Origin of the sequence: Pectobacterium quasiaquaticum, assembly GCF_014946775.2 — a bacterium.
Taxonomy (GTDB): Bacteria; Pseudomonadota; Gammaproteobacteria; order Enterobacterales; family Enterobacteriaceae; genus Pectobacterium; species Pectobacterium aquaticum.
In genome coordinates this window covers 3198990-3217919 of the sequence record NZ_CP065177.1, presented here as the reverse complement: position 1 = coordinate 3217919, position 18930 = coordinate 3198990, and the positions used below count along the sequence as shown (strand labels likewise).

The following is an 18930-nucleotide window of genomic DNA, read 5'->3' as shown; positions in this document are numbered from 1 at the left end:
GATCGGCACAGTGAGTCTGTGTCGCCTTAATACACAGCATGAGGATATCTTAACTAATTCATCGGACAAGGTGGTGATAAAGTGTGATGGATATTGTCGTAGACAAAGCATATTGAGTAGACAACACATAGTAGTAGTGAACAAAGTATAAAGGTGAATATGTATCGCGTGTTGCTGATGATATTGGGGTGGGTTTCCGTTGTGCTGGCAACGTTGGGCGTCGTGTTACCTTTATTACCAACAACGCCTTTCTTGCTACTGGCCGCCTGGTGCTTTGCCCGCTCGTCCCCGCGTTTCCATGACTGGCTACTGTACCGTTCCTGGTTTGGCAGCTATCTGCGTCATTGGCAGCAACATCGGGCGCTGCCGCCTGGGGCAAAATGGAAGGCTGTAACCATGATTCTATTAACGTTCGCATTGTCGCTCTGGCTGGTTAAGCTGGTATGGGTCAGGATTTTGTTGTTGGTCATTTTGGTTATTTTGCTGACCTTCATGCTTCGTTTACCCGTGGTTGATCCAGAACAACAAACACAGGGCGCAGATCCGAAAAGATAGCGTAAGCGGCGGCCTCTGTGACGGGAATACAAAAAATACGCACCCAGAGTGCGGATAGTTGCATTTGCCCGTAACTTTGACTAAATTTTACCGTTTTCGTGCGCGGGTCGCCATTTTCCTCTTTGTCATAATGCCTCTTCATCACCTCATGCGATGATGAAAGCCTTGTGGTGACCGGCATTGGTATGTTCAGAACGTTTTATCAGGCACAACTATGATGACCGTAACAGCGCAACAGCAGGCAGAATTAATTAAAAACAGTATCAAAAGCATCCCCGATTATCCGAAGCTGGGCATACTGTTCCGTGATGTCACCAGCCTGCTGGAAGATCCTGTGGCCTATGCAGCCAGTATTGAGATGCTGGCAAACCGTTACCGCAACACTGGCGTGACGAAGGTTGTTGGTACGGAAGCGCGTGGTTTCCTGTTTGGCGCTCCGGTTGCGTTGGCGCTGGGCGTAGGTTTTGTTCCCGTGCGTAAACCGGGCAAGCTGCCACGTCCGACTATCAGTGAAAGCTATGAACTGGAATACGGTTCAGATACGCTGGAAATTCATGCAGATGCGATCTCCGCTGGCGACAATGTGCTGGTGATCGACGATCTGTTGGCAACTGGCGGTACGCTCGAGGCCACGGTGAAATTGATCCGTCGTCTGGGGGGGGCGGTCAATGATGCTGCGTTTATCATCAATTTGTTCGATCTGGGTGGCGAGCAGCGCCTGACCGAGATGGGTATCACCTGCTATAGCCTGGTTGACTTCCCCGGACATTAATCATAACAGTCTCGCCGATAGCGGCGTGGCTGTGTTAGCATGATCGCCTCAATAACTCGACTGTTGCGGTATTGATGAGCTATCAGGTTCTTGCCCGTAAGTGGCGTCCCCAAACCTTTTCCCATGTTGTCGGTCAGGAGCATGTCCTGACCGCGTTGGCTAACGGCCTTTCCCTAGGCAGAATCCATCACGCTTATTTGTTTTCCGGCACCCGCGGTGTCGGGAAAACGTCGATTGCCCGTTTGTTGGCAAAAGGGCTGAATTGCGAACAGGGCGTGACGGCAACGCCCTGTGGTCAGTGTGACAACTGCCGTGAAATCGAGCAGGGTCGTTTTGTCGATTTGATCGAAATCGATGCCGCGTCTCGCACTAAAGTCGAGGACACGCGCGATCTGCTGGATAATGTGCAGTACGCTCCTGCGCGGGGGCGATTCAAGGTGTACCTGATTGACGAAGTTCACATGCTATCGCGCCACAGCTTTAATGCGCTGCTGAAAACGCTGGAAGAGCCGCCTCCGCACGTTAAATTTCTGCTGGCGACTACCGATCCGCAAAAATTGCCGGTGACTATTCTGTCGCGCTGTCTGCAATTTCATCTCAAAGCGCTGGATGTCGAACAGATTCGCGCGCATCTGGAGCAGGTATTACAGGCAGAAAATCTCGTCAGTGAGCCGCGTGCGCTACAGCTTCTGGCACGTGCTGCCGATGGGAGCTTGCGTGATGCGCTGAGTCTGACCGATCAGGCCATTGCCATGGGACAGGGGCAGGTCACGACCGCTTCCGTCAGCCAAATGCTGGGAACGCTGGACGATGAGCAGCCGTTGGCACTCATTGAGGCGTTGGCGAAAGGCGATGGGGCACAGGTCATGTCGCTGTTAGATCAGGTCGCGGCACGAGGTGTGGATTGGGAATCGCTGCTAGTAGAAACCCAGACGCTGTTACACCGCATTGCGATGGTCCAACTGCTGCCCGCTGCGCTGGGCGATGATTACGCCGCAGTTGAAGCGCGTATGCGAGAGTTAGCGCGTGCGCTGCCGCCTACGGACGTGCAGCTTTATTACCAGACGATGCTCATTGGTCGCAAAGAGTTGCCTTTTGCGCCCGATCGTCGGATGGGCGTTGAAATGACGCTACTGAGAGCATTGGCGTTTCATCCCAGCCAGATTATCGCCGAGCCTGTAGCGCCGGTGAGCGCTGCGCCAGCTCAAACTGCGCGTGTGCCTTCTATTCAGCCTCCTGTGCAGCAGCAGCCCGTTGCGACGGTATCGGCGACGGTCCGTGCGCCAGTGCCACAAAATACAGCAGTTCCCGAAGATATGCCGCCGCCATCCTATTCTCCCGAGCCGCCGATGGATGCCTCTGCCTATGCGCCGCCGTTAGGGGAAGCGCCTGCTTCAGCGGAGCAGCATGATGAGAGCGAATTGCCTGATGCGACGTCTCAGCTATTACAGGCGCGTAGTCAGCTCTTGCGAAAACAGGGGAGTACGCCACCAAAAAAGGCTGATCCGGCAGCGTCTGACAACACGCGGCCGGCAACCTCAGCGCTGGAGCGATTGGCTTCGGTGACTGAGCGCAGCATTCAACGGCAAAATGCGAAAACGTCTCCCTCCGAGCCCAAAAAGCCGGAAGCGTATCGTTGGCGGGCGCAGAATAAAGTCGAAGAAGAGAAGGCCGATGTAGCGACGCCAAAAGCGTTGCGTTCAGCATTAGAGCACGAAAAAACACCTGAACTGGCGGCACGGCTAGCGGAAGAGTCACTGGAGCGGGATGCATGGGCGGCGGAAATCCATCGTCTGACGTTGCCAAAGCTGGTACAACAGCTGGCACTTAATGCGTTTAAAGAGAGCGAAGAAGCAGGTAAGATCCATCTGCATCTGCGTTCATCCCAGCGGCATCTTAATTCGCCTGCGGCGCAAAAGACGCTGTTGGACGCATTGACGGCTCACTACGGGCATCCTGTAGAATTACTGATTACTGAAGACGACAACCCCGCGGTACGGACGCCGCTGGAGTGGCGTCAGGCTATCTATGAAGAAAAGCTGGCGCAGGCGCGTCAGTCAATTTTGGCCGATACAACGATTCAAACGCTGCGGCGTTTCTTTGATGCGGAACTGGACGAAGAAAGTATCCGCCCTGTTTAACCGCTGCGAGTGTGCAGCCCGACGTGATAGAGAGAAAACTATGTTTGGTAAAGGTGGAATTGGCAACCTGATGAAGCAAGCCCAGCAGATGCAGGAAAAAATGCAGCAGATGCAGGAAGAAGTGGCGAATCTGGAAGTCACGGGCGAATCGGGTGCAGGTCTGGTGAAAATCACGATCAACGGTGCGCATAACTGCCGCCGTGTTGAGATCGATCCAAGCCTAATGGAAGACGACAAAGAGATGCTGGAAGACCTGATCGCTGCGGCGTTCAACGATGCCGCTCGTCGTATTGCTGCAACGCAAAAAGAGAAAATGGCGTCGGTTTCCAGCGGTATGCAACTGCCGCCGGGCTTCAAGATGCCGTTCTGATGCAGACCAGTCCGCTTCTTGAATCACTGGTGGAAGCGCTGCGTTGTCTGCCAGGCGTTGGGCCCAAGTCGGCGCAGCGCATGGCGTTTCAACTGCTGCAACGTAACCGCAGTGGCGGTATGCGTCTGGCGCAGGCGTTGACGCGGGCGATGTCCGAAATCGGCCACTGTAGCGATTGTCGGACATTCACCGAGCAGGACGTTTGTGCGATTTGCTCGAACCCGCGCCGTCAGCAAAATGGGCAGATTTGCGTGGTAGAAAGCCCGGCTGATATTCATGCCATTGAACAGACGGGGCAGTTTGCTGGTCGGTACTTTGTACTGATGGGGCATTTGTCGCCGCTGGATGGCATTGGCCCGGACGATATCGGTTTGGGGCGGTTGGAAGAGCGCCTGCAGGTGGAATCGATAAGCGAAGTGATTCTGGCGACTAACCCGACGGTAGAAGGCGATGCGACGGCAAACTATATCGCTGAACTGTGCGCACAGCACGGCGTGATGGCCAGCCGCATTGCACACGGTGTTCCCGTTGGCGGTGAGCTGGAAATGGTCGATGGCACCACTCTTTCCCATTCGCTTGCAGGTCGTCAGCCCTTCCGGTTTTAATCTGTCGGCTGCCAGTAGGATTATCTGGCAGCCGCAGTCTTGTTTTCCTCTTTCCTCTCACCGTTTTCTTTTTTCGCTGAAATTTACCCCTTGAAATCAGCTTGGTTTATCCCCATTTGCTACTTATCGTCAGTTTAATCAGCCTGAATAATATTAGGATTGAGGTAAGCAACAATGAGTATGAAAGGCCAAGAAACTCGCGGGTTCCAGTCCGAAGTTAAGCAACTCCTGCATTTGATGATCCATTCGCTCTATTCCAACAAAGAAATTTTTCTGCGTGAATTGATCTCCAACGCCTCCGATGCGGCAGACAAATTACGTTTTCGTGCGCTGTCCGCACCAGAACTGTATGCGGGCGATGGCGACCTGCGCGTGCGGGTGTCTACGGATAAAGAAAAACGTACGCTGACGATTTCTGACAACGGTATCGGCATGAGCCGTGACGAAGTCATTGATAATCTGGGTACGATTGCGAAATCCGGCACCAAGGCTTTTCTGGAATCTATGGGTTCCGATCAGGTTAAAGATAGCCAACTGATTGGCCAGTTCGGCGTGGGTTTCTACTCCGCCTTCATCGTGGCGGATAAAGTGACTGTGCGTACCCGTGCCGCGGGTGCGAATGCCGATCAGGGCGTGTACTGGGAATCTGCCGGCGAAGGTGACTACACCATCGCTGACATCACCAAAGACGATCGCGGTACGGAAATTACTCTGCATCTGCGCGAAGGTGAAGACGAGTTCCTGGATGACTGGCGTGTGCGTTCCGTCATCAGCAAATATTCCGACCATATCGCGTTGCCAGTAGAAATTGAAGCCCAGACGGAAAGCGAAGAAGAAGGCGGTGAGTCCACCGTTAGCTGGGAAAAAATTAACAAGGCACAGGCCCTGTGGACGCGCAGCAAATCAGAAGTCAGCGATGAAGAGTACAATGAGTTTTATAAACATATCTCCCACGACTTTACCGATCCGCTGAGCTGGAGCCACAACCGTGTGGAAGGTAAGCAGGAATATACCAGCCTGCTTTACATCCCTGCGCGTGCACCGTGGGATATGTGGAACCGCGATCATAAACACGGCTTGAAACTGTACGTTCAGCGCGTCTTTATTATGGATGACGCTGAGCAGTTCATGCCGAACTACCTGCGTTTTGTTCGTGGCCTGATTGATTCCAACGATCTGCCGTTGAACGTTTCCCGTGAGATTTTGCAGGACAGCCGCGTGACGCAGAATTTGCGTAATGCGCTGACTAAGCGTGTGCTGCAAATGCTGGATAAACTGGCGAAAGACGACGCGGAAAAATACCAGACGTTCTGGCAACAGTTTGGTCTGGTGCTGAAAGAAGGCCCGGCGGAAGACGGTAGCAACCGCGAAGCGATCGCGAAACTGCTGCGCTTTGCCACCACGCAATCCGACAGTTCTGCACAGACGGTATCGCTGGAAGACTACGTTAGCCGGATGGTGGAAGGTCAGGACAAGATCTATTACATCACCGCAGACAGCTATGCGGCGGCGAAGAGCAGCCCACATCTGGAGCTGTTCCGTAAGAAAGGTATCGAGGTATTGCTGTTGTCCGAGCGTATTGACGAGTGGATGATGAGCTACCTGACCGAGTTCGACGGTAAATCCTTCCAGTCAGTCAGCAAAGCGGATGATACGCTGGATAAACTGGCTGATGAAGAAAACGATGCGCAGAAAGAAGCACAAAAAGCGCTGGAGCCGTTTGTTGAGCGTGTGAAAACCCTGCTGGGCGAGCGCGTTAAAGATGTGCGTTTCACCTACCGTTTGACCGATACGCCTGCGATTGTCGTAACGGATGCGGACGAGATGAGCACGCAGATGGCGAAACTGTTCGCCGCAGCGGGCCAGCAAGCACCGGAAGTGAAGTACATTTTTGAACTGAATCCGGAGCATGCGCTTATTAAACGTGCGGCTGACGTTTCTGATGAAGCGGAGTTTGGCGAGTGGGTCGAGCTGCTGCTGGATCAGGCTCTGCTGGCCGAACGCGGTACGCTGGACGATCCGAACCTGTTCATCCGCCGTATGAATCAGCTGTTAAGTGCCTGATAGTGCTATCCTCCAGACCCCGGTGTTAACCGGGGTCTTCCCCCCGATTTTACGTTTCCTTCCGTTATTGGGCGTTTCTTCGTCTACACTGAATGGCAACATTGGGCAGACGGCAAACCGTATTTTTAGGTATCTTGCTTTTTTTCATCTGCCTGCGCGTTGCTGAAGCGAGCCCGTTCCTTGAGCATAAGCGTCTGGAATGGTATGGTTTAGCGTTTTTCAAATTTATTTTATAAATATTACATAGCAAGGGGATTTACGCGATGCGTATTATTCTGCTGGGCGCTCCGGGCGCAGGCAAAGGTACTCAGGCTCAATTCATCATGGAGAAATACGGTATTCCGCAGATTTCCACGGGTGACATGCTGCGTGCAGCGGTAAAAGCGGGTACTGAATTGGGCAAGCAGGCTAAAGAAATCATGGACGCAGGTAAACTGGTCACTGATGAACTGGTCATTGCTCTGGTTAAAGAGCGCATCGCCCAGGAGGATTGCCGTAACGGTTTCCTGCTGGATGGTTTCCCACGCACCATTCCACAAGCTGATGCGATGAAAGATGCAGGCATCAATGTGGATTACGTTATCGAATTTGCCGTTCCTGATGAACTGATCATCGATCGTATCATTGGCCGTCGCGTTCATGCGGCGTCCGGTCGTGTCTATCATGTAAAATTCAATCCGCCTAAAGTTGAAGGCAAAGACGACGTGACGGGCGAAGATCTGACTATTCGTAAAGACGATCAGGAAGATACCGTGCGTAAGCGTCTGGTTGAGTACCATCAGCAAACGGCACCACTGGTTTCTTACTATCAGAAAGAAGCTGACGCGGGTAACACGCGCTATTTCAAAGTGGAAGGCACGCGTAAAGTGGAAGAAGTTCGCGCAGAACTGGAAACCATTCTGGGCTAATCTTTCTAACTAAGCGAATCATACTCCGCTATCTGAATGCCAGACGACCATCTGGCATTTTTTCGATCTGAGATCCTCATTTACTTTGTTTCCTCTATTGATAGCATCGGCGTTACCCCTGCTATCTATCCGTATTTGTTTAGCTTTTTTTCGCTACAATAGGCATTTGATGTTACGCACGGGCGGGCTGAGAGAAAGCCTGCTTCTCCATAAAAGGAAGACGGCGATGAAACAAGAGAAATACGGCGTGCTGATGGTGAACTTAGGGACACCCGATGCCCCGACGCCGCAGGCGGTGAGGCGTTATCTGGCGGAGTTTCTAAGCGACCGACGCGTAGTCGATACGCCGCGCCTGCTATGGTGGCCACTGCTGCGCGGTATCATCCTGCCAATCCGCTCACCGCGAGTGGCGAAGCTCTATCAGTCGGTCTGGATGGAGGGGGGATCGCCGCTGTTGGTGATTAGCCGCCGACAGCAGCAGGCATTAGCTGCGCGCATGCCGGAAACGCCTGTGGAACTGGGGATGAGCTATGGCTCACCCAGCCTGCGTTCGGCGCTGGATAAGTTACTGGCGCAGGGTGTCACGCAGTTGGTGGTATTGCCGATGTATCCGCAGTATTCCTGCTCGACAACCGCAGCCGTGTGGGATGGATTAGCGGCGCAGTTGCGTGATAATCGTCAACTACCTGCGATTCGTTTTATCCGTGATTACGCCGAACATCCTGCTTATATTGCGGCGTTGAAGCACCGTGTCGAGCAGTCTTTTGCTGAACACGGTGAACCGGACAGATTAGTGATCTCCTATCATGGCATCCCAGTACGTTATGCCAACGAAGGGGATGACTATCCACAACGTTGTCGGGCGACCACAGAGGCGCTGATTGCTGCGCTGGGGCTGCCGGAAGGCAAAATAATGATGACCTTCCAGTCACGTTTTGGCCGTGAACCTTGGCTGACGCCATATACGGATGAAACCATGCAGGGGCTACCCGCGCAGGGAATCAAGCACATTCAGATTATGTGCCCCGGTTTTTCCGCTGACTGTCTGGAAACGTTGGAGGAGATTCAGGAACAGAACCGTGAAATTTTCCTGCACGCAGGCGGAGAGGCATTTCACTATATTCCTGCGCTCAATGACGATCCGCTGCACATCGATCTGCTGGAACAGCTAGTGAGTAAAGCAGAGTAGGGAAAGACGGTTTTTTGTCTGGCGACGTTTGCAGACATACCGCATAGCGTAAAAAATGGCGTGCTCATATTGCCCGCCATTTTGGTCTCTAACGTGTAGCCATTTAGATAGGGCACGCCTGAGGTGCGGGTGGAATGTCATCCAACTTCAGCAGTGTGATCATGCTATTGGCGATTTCCCGTTCCCCCATCACCACCTCGTTGGCACCGTGCTCGATAATGTAGCTGACTTCATCGTCATAGTGCGCGCGGGCAATAATTTCTAGGTCTGCACGCTTCTCACGAGCTGCCGCGACGACTTCTCCCGCTTCATAGCCGTTCGGAATCGTCAGTAATAACCAACGGGCGCAGTCCAGACGCGCAATATCCATGATTTCAGGCTTGGTGGCGTTGCCCAATACGGCTTTAATTCCCTGCTCGCGCAGTGCATCAACCCGTGTACGCGAATTCTCAATGACAACGATGGGAATTCCGGCCTGATGCAGCTTGGCGCCAATCAGGCTACCAACGCGACCATAGCCGACCAGCAATGCGTGGTTGCACATATCGACAGGAATCTGTTTCTCTTCCTCAATCGCTTCTTCCACGATCTGCTCTTCGATGGTTTCATGCTTCGCCAGATAGCGCTCAAGCAGCGTAAACAGCAGCGGGTTTATCATGATGGAGAGAATGGCACCGGCCAGTACCAGATTCCGTCCTTCTTCGGACAGCAGCCCCAGCACAATACCGAGCCCGGCTAAAATAAAGGCAAATTCACCGATCTGCGCCAGACTGGCCGAAATCGTTAATGCTGTCCGCTTGGAGTGACCAAAGAGTCGAACCAGCACGAAAGCGGCGGCTGACTTACCGAACACGATAATGGCCAGCGTGATCAGCACGGAAATGGGGTCGTTCAGCAGGATCATCGGATCAAACAGCATACCGACGGAAACGAAGAACAGTACGGCGAAGGCATCGCGCAGCGGCAGCGTGTCGTGCGCTGCTCGCTGGCTGAGTTCAGATTCGTTCAATACCACTCCGGCGAAGAAGGCGCCCAGTGCAAAGGAGACATCAAACAGTTTCACTGCGCCAAAGGCGATTCCGAGTGCCATGGCTAACACCGCCAGCGTGAAAAGCTCGCGTGAGCCGGTGCTGGCGCTTTTTGCCAATACCCACGGCACCAGACGGCGACCGACGACAATCATCAGGGTAATAAACGCAATCACTTTACCGATGGTCCAGGCTAAATCGGTCAGCAGTTTTCTGGTGTCGGCATGCTCAGCGCCGATCATGTCGCCGAAGGCCGGTAGCAGAACCAGCGTAAGGACCATTGCCAGATCTTCCACAATCAGCCAGCCGATGGCGATTTGGCCACGCTGGCTATCAATCAGTTGTCTTTCTTCCAACGCGCGTAGCAGCACTACGGTACTGGCGGTTGAGAGGCAAAGGCCGAAAACCAGGCCGCTCGCCAGGCTCCAACCCAGCATGGTGGATAACCCCATTCCAAGCAGCGTTGCCACGGCAATCTGGGCTATCGCACCGGGAATGGCGATGGACTTTACCGCCATGAGATCTTTCAGCGAGAAGTGCAGACCAACGCCAAACATCAACAGGATAACACCAAGTTCAGCGAGTTCTGATGCCAGTGAGGCATCGGCGACAAAGCCGGGTGTAAAAGGACCGACAAGAACGCCTGCTGCAAGGTACCCAACAAGGGGGGAGATACGCAGGCGGTGTGCCAGAATACCAAGGATGAAGGCAAGAACCAGCCCCCCAGCGATAGTAGAAATTAGCGGTGTTGCAGCATGCATCCCAACTCCTTGTGCCATAGGTGAAACGTCATTGAGCGGATTTACCCTTTTTGCTTTGACGTTACTGCATGGTTAGCAGCACTTACGTACCCTTATGACTTTTATTATGTACCGAAAAGTGTATTGGGATTCGTTCGTTTGCTGTTTGACTGCAACGCCAATGATTCCGAGTATAGATAAAATCTATTGCATATAGCGAAATGTTGCTTGGATAAAAGTGGTGTTTTATAAAAAATATCAATTTTATCCAGTAAAAGGTAGTCTAGCATAGATTTAATGATGATTTCTCATGGTTGGTATTGATAAACATGCATAATTATTATTTTTTCCTGATGTTATAGGCTGTAATTTCCCGCGACTTTCTCATGTATTCAGTGGAATGGTTTTATCCACCTGCGTAAAACCTCGGGAAATAGGGGATAAACAGTATGTTGTTGGATTATTCCGATGAAGTATCCATATTAGCAAGAATTCGTGACAGCATGACGACGGCACCAAGCCAGCGTGATATTACTCTGGCTGCGATACCTAATCTGATTTTGTCGGCTATCGCGCATTGATGACGGGCGGCGTGAATGCGCTTCGCGCATTGTTCATCTTGCTGTGCTAATTTGTGTGGTGAATTTCTTAGTGGTTCCACTGGGTCTTTAAAATAAACGGAGATTTATCATGCGCTTTTCAGTAAAAGCTCTGGGATGTGCGATGGCGGTATCGCTCGCGCTAACACCTGTGATGTCAATGGCTTGGGAAAAAGACAAAACATACGCTATCACTATTTTGCATACCAATGACCATCACGGCCACTTCTGGCATAACGATCACGGTGAATATGGATTGGCCGCACAAAAAACGCTGGTCGATCAGATTCGTCAGGAAGTGGCGAGTAAAGGTGGCAGTGTCCTGCTGCTTTCCGGTGGTGATATTAATACCGGTGTGCCTGAGTCCGATTTGCAGGATGCCGAGCCAGATTTCCGCGGTATGAACATGGTCGGCTATGATGCAATGGCACTCGGCAACCATGAATTCGATAATCCGCTGTCTGTCCTGCGTCAGCAGGAGAAATGGGCGAAATTCCCGCTGTTATCGGCCAATATCTACCAAAAAAGCACTAGTCAGCGCTTATTTAAGCCCTATGCCCTGTTCGACAAGCAAGGTGTGAAAATCGCGGTTATCGGCCTGACAACGGACGATACGGCCAAATTAGGCAATCCTGAGTATTTTACCGATATTGAATTCCGTAACCCTTCTACGGAAGCGAAGCAGGTTGTTGAGCAATTGCGTAAGAGCGAAAAGCCGGATGTGATTATTGCTGCGACGCACATGGGGCACTATGACGACGGTAATCATGGTTCTAATGCGCCGGGTGATGTGGAAATGGCACGTAGCTTGCCTGCTGGATATCTGGACATGATTGTTGGCGGCCACTCGCAGGATCCGGTCTGTATGGCGCAGGAAAATAAAAAGCAGGTGGGTTATGTGCCGGGCACGCCTTGTGCTCCCGATCGTCAGAACGGTACCTGGATTGTTCAGGCGCATGAGTGGGGTAAATATGTCGGCCGTGCTGATTTCACATTCCGCAATGGTGAGTTGAAGCTTGAGCATTATCAACTGATTCCGATCAACTTGAAGAAAAAGGTAGAGAAAGACGGAAAAACCGAACGTGTTTTCTATACGCATGAAATCACGCAGAATGCTGACGTTATGAAAATGCTGACGCCGTTCCAGGAAAAAGGGCAGGCGCAGTTGGGCATCAAGATCGGTAGCGTGAAAGGCAAGCTGGAAGGCGATCGCAATCAGGTGCGTTTCCGTCAGACCAATCTGGCGCACGTGCTGCTGTCTGCACAGCTTGAACGTGCTGGGGCTGATTTTGCCATCATGAGCGGCGGCGGTGTACGTGATTCAATTGAATCCGGTGATATCACCTATAAAGATGTACTGAAGGTTCAACCGTTTGCCAACACGCTGGTCTATGTGGATATGAAAGGCAGCGACGTCGAAAAGTATCTGGCCGTAGCCGCCAATAAAAAGGTGGATTCTGGTGCCTATGCGCAATTTCTTAACGTCAGCCTAACGGCAGATGGGCAGGGTGTGCAGAATGTTAAAATTAAAGGTGAGCCGTTGCAGGCAGATAAAGTTTACCGGATGGCAACGCTGAACTTTAATGCGATGGGCGGCGATGGCTACCCACGTCTTGATAATCTGCCGGGCTATGTAAACACCGGCTTTGTCGATGCTGAAGTGCTGAAGCAATATATCGAGAAGCATTCACCGCTGGATGCGGAAGCCTACGCACCGAAAGGTGAGATTGTTTATAAGTAATAAATAGTAATGGCGGTTTTGTCTCTTTGCTGGTGACATAAACCGCCATTTTCTTGAGGCTTTTCTGAGAAATACTGCTGCATTAAGCACGTAATTATTAGAGGTAAAATAATATAATTATCTTGTTTTATTTGTTGAAAAGATTTTCTTTACTAAAGTGCATTAAAATAATATCCCTGCCAAACGATCGATACTCCTGATGTCTTTTATCAACGGAGTTATTAACACTATGCAAAGCGTAAATATTGAAATCAACGTCTGTGACAGTACAGGAAAATCAACGTGTACCATTCACCCTCCTATTCAAGTTGATCCTCATTCCTGCTGTCATTCAAATAACGAATGCGAACCGCAACCCAGTGTTTCCGGCGTTACCTCAGTATTTGGGCGAACTGGCGTTGTAACCGCACAGCTCGGCGACTATACGGCCGATCAGATTACCGAAACCGCCACCAGAAAATTTGCCTCACCGGATGAAAAAGCAGTTTGGAATGCAAAGCAGGATGCACTAGTTTCTGGCACCACTATCCGCACGCTCTTTGGTCAATCGCTGCTGGGCAGCGGTGATTTTTCACCGACGCCAGCGCAAATGGGGGTTGCGGCCGCAGATCACACGCACACCACAGCGGACATCACCGACTATACGCAAAAAACGAAACAGCTTATCCATTCCTCGCTGGAAGCGGGTGCCGGTGTGACGCTGAGCTATAACCCGGTGAATGAGAAAACCATCATCAGTGCTGCTGGTGGTTCCGGCAGCGGCGGTTCTGGCTATATCGTTGCCGATCGTCAGGGCGCAACGGCAGGGGAAAACCACGCATTCAGCATTAGTCCACAAAATACGTTTAATCTTGCAGCGTACGCGCTGAAAGAAGAGGCAGGTGCGGTAAATCAAACTTACGTTGTTGATGACTTTAATGCATCGAGTGAGCCGAATTATAACGCGACGAATGCGGTTATTTTTGATGGGCAAGCACAGCCATACATGGGTGGGGTTGTCGAATTGGTTGAATCAGGTGGAGAATATTTTGCAGATATAAAACCTGGAGCTAAAGCGTTATCAATCGATGATACGGAAACAACGTCCATTATCCCTGAAATGGAATCAAATGTATCTCCGAGCGGATATACGATTTCTTCATCATCGATATACACTCCAGCATATTCTGGGTGGATGGCGTTTTCGTCGACCAATCCTGGTTTTTGGAATTCTGAAGTTGGACCAACAGCTGAAGAACCTCAGTGGCTGCGGGTAGATCTACCGAACCCAGAAGCTATCGGCGGTTATTCAATCCAGAATCGATTATCATCTGTTATCAGTAGTCCACGATCATGGCGATTTGAGGGCAGTCATGATGGGATTACATGGGAATCCCTTCATTCTGTTAATAATGATACGAATAGTAACGCTGGGATTATCAGAGAGTACAGAATATCCTCATCAGTAGCGTATGCGTCATACCGAATTATTATCACTGAATCAAATCCAAATACTAACTATGTTGTTATACAAAACATTAAATTATTCCCCCATGGCCGCATGCTGATTAATGGCAATGATAATGCATGGTATACGGTTAATAATGGATTGCTGGAGAATATTGCAACGGCTGACTTTAGTCGTGGATTTTCATCATCTGGAACTATTAATGGCTCTGATTTTTCCGCTATTTCTCCGTTCTCAGTACACGCAGAGAATCAGCGCAATATTAAATTGACGTATCTCCCGAATTCACAAATCGTTATCAGTAAATCTCTATTATCTGCCTCTGCGGGTTCATGGGCACAGATCAATGCCGCCACACTAACCGCAACGCAGACGGGCAACGGCAAGGTGCGTGTCGCTGTGACACGGGATCTGATTAACTGGCATGCCTTGCGGAACGGGGCGTGGGTTGATGTGGGTACGCTTTCAGCCGATACCGCAGGCGCAGAAGCACTGATTGCGGACGGTATGACGCCAGCCGAGCTCGGCGCTATTACTGCGGCACAGTGGACGCAGCTGTTTGCATCCAATAATGGTGTGCCGGACTCACTCGCGTTTGCGTTTGCACTCGATATCACCGATCCGGTCACCGATGTTGCGACCATTGATCGACTGGTGCTGAACGTCAACGATGCGTCCAGTTGGAAGGTGCAGTCGCCTGCGGAAGTGGAAATCCGCTGGCGTACTGACAGCGTGACATTCCGCACCGTAACGGCAGGTAATTACAAACTGGCGTATCAGGTTCCGTAATCGTTCACCACATTCAACACTCTACTGGCCGCTGACGTCGCGGCCTTTTCTTTTTTTGATGCCGCCCAATTTCTTTCCCGCCACTCACGGCGTCATTCTAACCGCTTAGTACGCTATTTTACCGCCTACCTAAATACCCCCTCTACGCGCGTACGCGATGACGTATTGTGCCGCCACTATTTTCCTTTATCGAAATTTTTCTTTATCGAAATGTGCGATAACCCGCGTTATCGCACAACGCATTACCAGGGTTTATTTTTCTACAGCTAACAAAATCAAACGATTGTGATTTTTAATTGAAGGATGTCTTATGAAGAGCAACGCCATGCTTAAACACATCCCTTGGATGATTCTTGGAATCATCGGGGCTGCTTGCCTCGGCGTAGTCGCACTACGTCGCGGTGAGCATATCAGTGCATTATGGATTATTGTTGCTTCTGTCGCTGTTTACCTCGTGGCTTATCGATACTACAGCCTGTATATCGCACAAAAAGTCATGCAGTTAGATCCGACCAGAGCAACCCCCGCCGTTGTGAATAACGACGGTCTTAACTATGTGCCGACGAACCGTAACGTCCTATTTGGACACCACTTTGCCGCTATCGCAGGGGCGGGTCCGCTGGTTGGGCCGGTACTGGCTGCGCAGGTCGGCTACTTGCCGGGCACCTTATGGCTGCTGGGCGGCGTGGTGTTGGCAGGTGCTGTGCAGGACTTCATGGTGCTGTTTATTTCGACCCGTCGTAACGGCGCGTCGTTAGGCGAAATCGTTAAGAAGGAATTAGGCCCGGTACCGGGTACGATTGCGCTGTTCGGCTGCTTCCTTATCATGATCATCATTCTTGCCGTGCTGGCGCTGATCGTGGTGAAAGCACTGGCAGAAAGTCCATGGGGCGTCTTTACCGTGTGTTCTACGGTGCCGATCGCGCTGTTTATGGGCGTTTACATGCGCTTTATCCGTCCGGGTAAAGTCGGTGAAATCTCGGTGATCGGTATCGTGCTGCTTGTGCTGGCAATCTGGTTTGGTGGCGTAGTGGCACATGACCCGTACTGGGGCCCAGCGCTGACATTCAAAGATACCACCATCACCTACACGTTGATTGGCTATGCCTTCGTGTCCGCACTGCTGCCAGTATGGTTGATTCTGGCGCCGCGTGACTATCTGGCGACCTTCCTGAAAATTGGTGTCATCGTCGGTCTGGCGATTGGTATCGTGATTCTGAATCCTGATCTGAAAATGCCAGCGGTAACGCAGTTTGTGGATGGTACCGGTCCAGTCTGGAAAGGTACGCTGTTCCCGTTCCTGTTTATTACTATTGCCTGTGGTGCCGTATCTGGCTTCCACGCGCTGATAGCTTCCGGTACTACGCCGAAATTGATGGCTAACGAAAACGATGCGCGTTTCATCGGTTACGGTGCCATGCTGATGGAATCTTTCGTGGCAGTGATGGCGCTGGTTGCGGCGTCTATCATCGAACCGGGTCTGTACTTCGCGATGAATACCCCGCCAGCGGCGCTGGGTATTACGATGCCGGATCTGCATCGTCTGGGCACAGCAGATGCGCCGATGATTCTGGCACAACTGCAGGACGTATCCGCACACGCGGCGGCGACCGTGAGCTCTTGGGGCTTCGTTATTTCTCCTGAGCAGATTATGCAAACGGCGAAAGACATCGGTGAACCTTCCGTTCTGAACCGTGCAGGCGGTGCACCTACGCTGGCTGTCGGTATCGCACACGTGTTCCACCAGATCATTCCTGGTGCCAACATGGGCTTCTGGTATCACTTCGGTATTCTGTTTGAAGCGCTGTTCATTCTGACGGCGCTGGATGCGGGGACGCGTGCAGGTCGCTTCATGCTGCAAGACCTGTTGGGTAACTTCGTTCCGTTCCTGAAGAAAACCGACTCTCTGATTGCCGGTATGATCGGTACGGCGGGCTGCGTCGGTCTGTGGGGCTACCTGCTGTATCAAGGCGTGGTTGATCCATTGGGCGGTGTGAAGAGTCTGTGGCCGTTGTTCGGTATCTCTAACCAAATGCTGGCTGCCGTGGCGCTGATTCTGGGTACGGTTATCCTGATTAAGATGAAACGTACGCAGTACATCTGGGTAACGCTGGTTCCGGCGATTTGGCTGCTGATTTGTACTACCTGGGCGCTGGGTCTGAAACTGTTCAGCGACAATCCTCAGTTGGAAGGCTTCTTCTACATGGCGAACATGTTCAAGGGCAAAATTGCGGAAGGTGGTGCCAATCTGAGCGCGCAGCAGATCTCGAACATGAACCACATCGTGACCAATAACTATACCAACGCTGGTCTGAGCATTCTGTTCCTGATCGTGGTGTACAGTATTATTGCGTACGGTATTAAAGCGGCACTGGCTGCACGTAAAGTGGCTGAGCGTACCGATCAGGAAACCCCGTATGTTCCGGTTCCTGAAGGTGGCGTGAAAGTCTCTTCCGGCCACTAAGTGATTCGCGCCCGTCAGATTTTGCGAGACAGCTAGCAAGGCTGAACGTGAAAGATGACGGGTACAGATACCCTGTATAATGTATAACGTTATACAGGGTATTTTTTATCTAGCCGCTATTGCAGGCGATGGTCTGGAGGTAATGATGTTTGGCAATCTGGGAAAAGCAGGAAAATATTTGGGCCAGGCGGCGCGTATGCTGGTCGGTATGCCAGATTATGATACCTATGTGCAGCATATGCAGACTAATCATCCCGATAAACCTGCGATGACGTACGAAGAATTCTTCCGCGAACGCCAGCAGGCGCGCTACGGTGGAGACGGCAAAGGCGGGATGCGCTGCTGTTAACGACTTGGGACCTGTTATGACTCAACCTTTATCATCTGATGTGGCTAAACCCGTGTATGTCACTATTCTGACCGGGTTTCTCGGTGCAGGAAAAACGACCTTATTACGGCATATTCTGAATGCCGAGCACGGCTACAAGATTGCCGTAATTGAAAACGAATTCGGCGAAGTCCCGATTGATAATACGTTAATCGGCGAACGGGCGAGCCAGATTACGACGCTGAGCAACGGCTGCATCTGTTGCACGCAGTCTAATGAACTGGCCGATGCGCTGCTCGATCTGGTCGATGGCGTGGATAACTGTACGTTGGATTTTGATCACGTCATCATTGAATGCACCGGTATGGCCGATCCAGGGCCGGTGGCGCAGACCTTCTTCTCGCATGACGTTATCTGTGAACGCTTTGTGCTGGACGGGATTATTACGCTGGTGGATGCCGTACATGCGCAGCAACAGCTCGATCAGTTCACTATCGCCCAGTCGCAGATTGGCTATGCCGACCGCATACTGCTAACCAAAACCGACGTGGCAGCCGAAGACGAAACGCTGCTACCGCGTCTTCAGCGGATCAATGCGCGTGCACCGATCTACCCTGTGGTACACGGCGATATCGATCTGAGCGTGCTGTTTAACATCGATGGTTTTGTTCTTGGCGATAATGTCCTCAGCGACAAGCTGGACGTGAAAACGCCCGTATTTCGCTTTGTTGCTCCTACGCAAAATAACGTGCAATCAATCGTTGTGTATCTCGATAAGGCGGTTGAGCTTCAGTCTGTTTCCGATGTGATGGAAAACCTGCTACTGCAATTCTCCGATAATCTGCTGCGTTATAAAGGTATTCTGGCCATCAACGGTGATGAGCGTCGCCTGCTGTTTCAGGGCGTTCAGCGCTTGTATAGCGCTGACTGGGACAGAGAATGGCAGCCTGATGAAGAAAGAAAGAGTGTGCTGGTGTTTATTGGCGTCGATTTACCTGAACAGGAAATCCGAGACGCTTTCGCTTGCCTGACGGTATGACGCTATTTATTTTCTCTGTGCTGGTCGTTCAGGCCAGCACCACTCCCCCGATCCTACTTTCTTTTACATCCCTTGATCTGCTTACGCGACGCGCGGCCTGACAAGGGGGGGCTTCTGCCATAGGCAGATTCGCAGGATGGAAATAGGGCAA

At 51.5% G+C, this 18930-nt stretch carries 15 protein-coding genes; 14 read left to right on the top strand and 1 reads right to left on the bottom strand.

All coding sequences use genetic code 11. From position 1 onward, the window contains the following. The first annotated feature begins 159 nt into the window (after window positions 1–159). From IG609_RS14720 to hemH, 8 genes are all read left to right on the top strand, one after another. Window positions 160–555, top strand: coding sequence for a DUF454 family protein (locus IG609_RS14720; protein WP_102116751.1), 396 nt, complete (start codon window positions 160–162; stop codon window positions 553–555). Between the two features lie 217 nt (window positions 556–772). Then, window positions 773–1327, top strand: coding sequence for an adenine phosphoribosyltransferase (gene apt, locus IG609_RS14715; protein ID WP_193400152.1), 555 nt, complete (start codon window positions 773–775; stop codon window positions 1325–1327). A gap of 74 nt (window positions 1328–1401) precedes the next feature. Continuing rightward, on the top strand, window positions 1402–3468 hold the full coding sequence (dnaX, locus tag IG609_RS14710) for a DNA polymerase III subunit gamma/tau (RefSeq protein ID WP_193400097.1): 2067 nt from the start codon (window positions 1402–1404) through the stop codon (window positions 3466–3468). 40 nt (window positions 3469–3508) lie between these two features. Beyond that, window positions 3509–3838 (top strand): YbaB/EbfC family nucleoid-associated protein, encoded by a 330-nt coding sequence (locus IG609_RS14705; protein WP_193400099.1) that lies wholly within the window; start codon window positions 3509–3511, stop codon window positions 3836–3838. Continuing rightward, complete coding sequence (gene recR, locus IG609_RS14700; RefSeq protein ID WP_102116749.1) at window positions 3838–4443, top strand: recombination mediator RecR; 606 nt, start codon at window positions 3838–3840, stop codon at window positions 4441–4443. The genes IG609_RS14705 and recR overlap by 1 nt, the downstream gene beginning before the upstream one ends. 180 nt (window positions 4444–4623) lie before the next feature. Next, the gene (gene htpG, locus IG609_RS14695; protein ID WP_180774649.1) at window positions 4624–6507 is read left to right on the top strand and encodes a molecular chaperone HtpG; all 1884 of its coding nucleotides are present in this window, start codon (window positions 4624–4626) and stop codon (window positions 6505–6507) included. 263 nt (window positions 6508–6770) lie between these two features. Continuing rightward, window positions 6771–7415 (top strand): adenylate kinase, encoded by a 645-nt coding sequence (gene adk, locus IG609_RS14690; RefSeq protein ID WP_010303043.1) that lies wholly within the window; start codon window positions 6771–6773, stop codon window positions 7413–7415. A 226-nt stretch (window positions 7416–7641) separates the two neighbouring features. After that, window positions 7642–8604, top strand: coding sequence for a ferrochelatase (hemH, locus tag IG609_RS14685; protein WP_193397538.1), 963 nt, complete (start codon window positions 7642–7644; stop codon window positions 8602–8604). 103 nt (window positions 8605–8707) lie between these two features. On the opposite strand, the gene ybaL is transcribed toward hemH, so the two are convergent. Next, on the bottom strand, window positions 8708–10393 hold the full coding sequence (gene ybaL / locus IG609_RS14680) for a YbaL family putative K(+) efflux transporter (RefSeq protein ID WP_193400101.1): 1686 nt from the start codon (window positions 10391–10393) through the stop codon (window positions 8708–8710). Between the two features lie 428 nt (window positions 10394–10821). Here ybaL and IG609_RS20480 point away from each other — a divergent pair, with 428 nt between their 5' ends. The 6 genes from IG609_RS20480 (at window position 10822) to yjiA (ending at window position 18779) form a co-directional block, all read left to right on the top strand. Further along, window positions 10822–10953 carry a hypothetical protein gene (locus IG609_RS20480; protein WP_264177015.1) on the top strand — a complete coding sequence of 44 codons (132 nt, stop codon included), beginning with the start codon at window positions 10822–10824 and terminating at the stop codon, window positions 10951–10953. Window positions 10954–11062: 109 nt separating this feature from the next. Then, window positions 11063–12712 carry a bifunctional UDP-sugar hydrolase/5'-nucleotidase UshA gene (gene ushA, locus IG609_RS14675; protein WP_193397536.1) on the top strand — a complete coding sequence of 550 codons (1650 nt, stop codon included), beginning with the start codon at window positions 11063–11065 and terminating at the stop codon, window positions 12710–12712. Window positions 12713–12941: 229 nt separating this feature from the next. After that, window positions 12942–14948 (top strand): discoidin domain-containing protein, encoded by a 2007-nt coding sequence (locus tag IG609_RS14670; RefSeq protein WP_193400103.1) that lies wholly within the window; start codon window positions 12942–12944, stop codon window positions 14946–14948. A 310-nt stretch (window positions 14949–15258) separates the two neighbouring features. Beyond that, window positions 15259–17412 carry a carbon starvation CstA family protein gene (locus IG609_RS14665; protein WP_193397534.1) on the top strand — a complete coding sequence of 718 codons (2154 nt, stop codon included), beginning with the start codon at window positions 15259–15261 and terminating at the stop codon, window positions 17410–17412. A gap of 145 nt (window positions 17413–17557) precedes the next feature. Continuing rightward, window positions 17558–17761 (top strand): YbdD/YjiX family protein, encoded by a 204-nt coding sequence (locus IG609_RS14660; RefSeq protein ID WP_005976130.1) that lies wholly within the window; start codon window positions 17558–17560, stop codon window positions 17759–17761. A gap of 16 nt (window positions 17762–17777) precedes the next feature. Next, window positions 17778–18779, top strand: a complete 1002-nt coding sequence (gene yjiA, locus IG609_RS14655; RefSeq protein ID WP_193397533.1) for a GTPase — start codon at window positions 17778–17780, stop codon at window positions 18777–18779. Window positions 18780–18930: the final 151 nt, after the last annotated feature.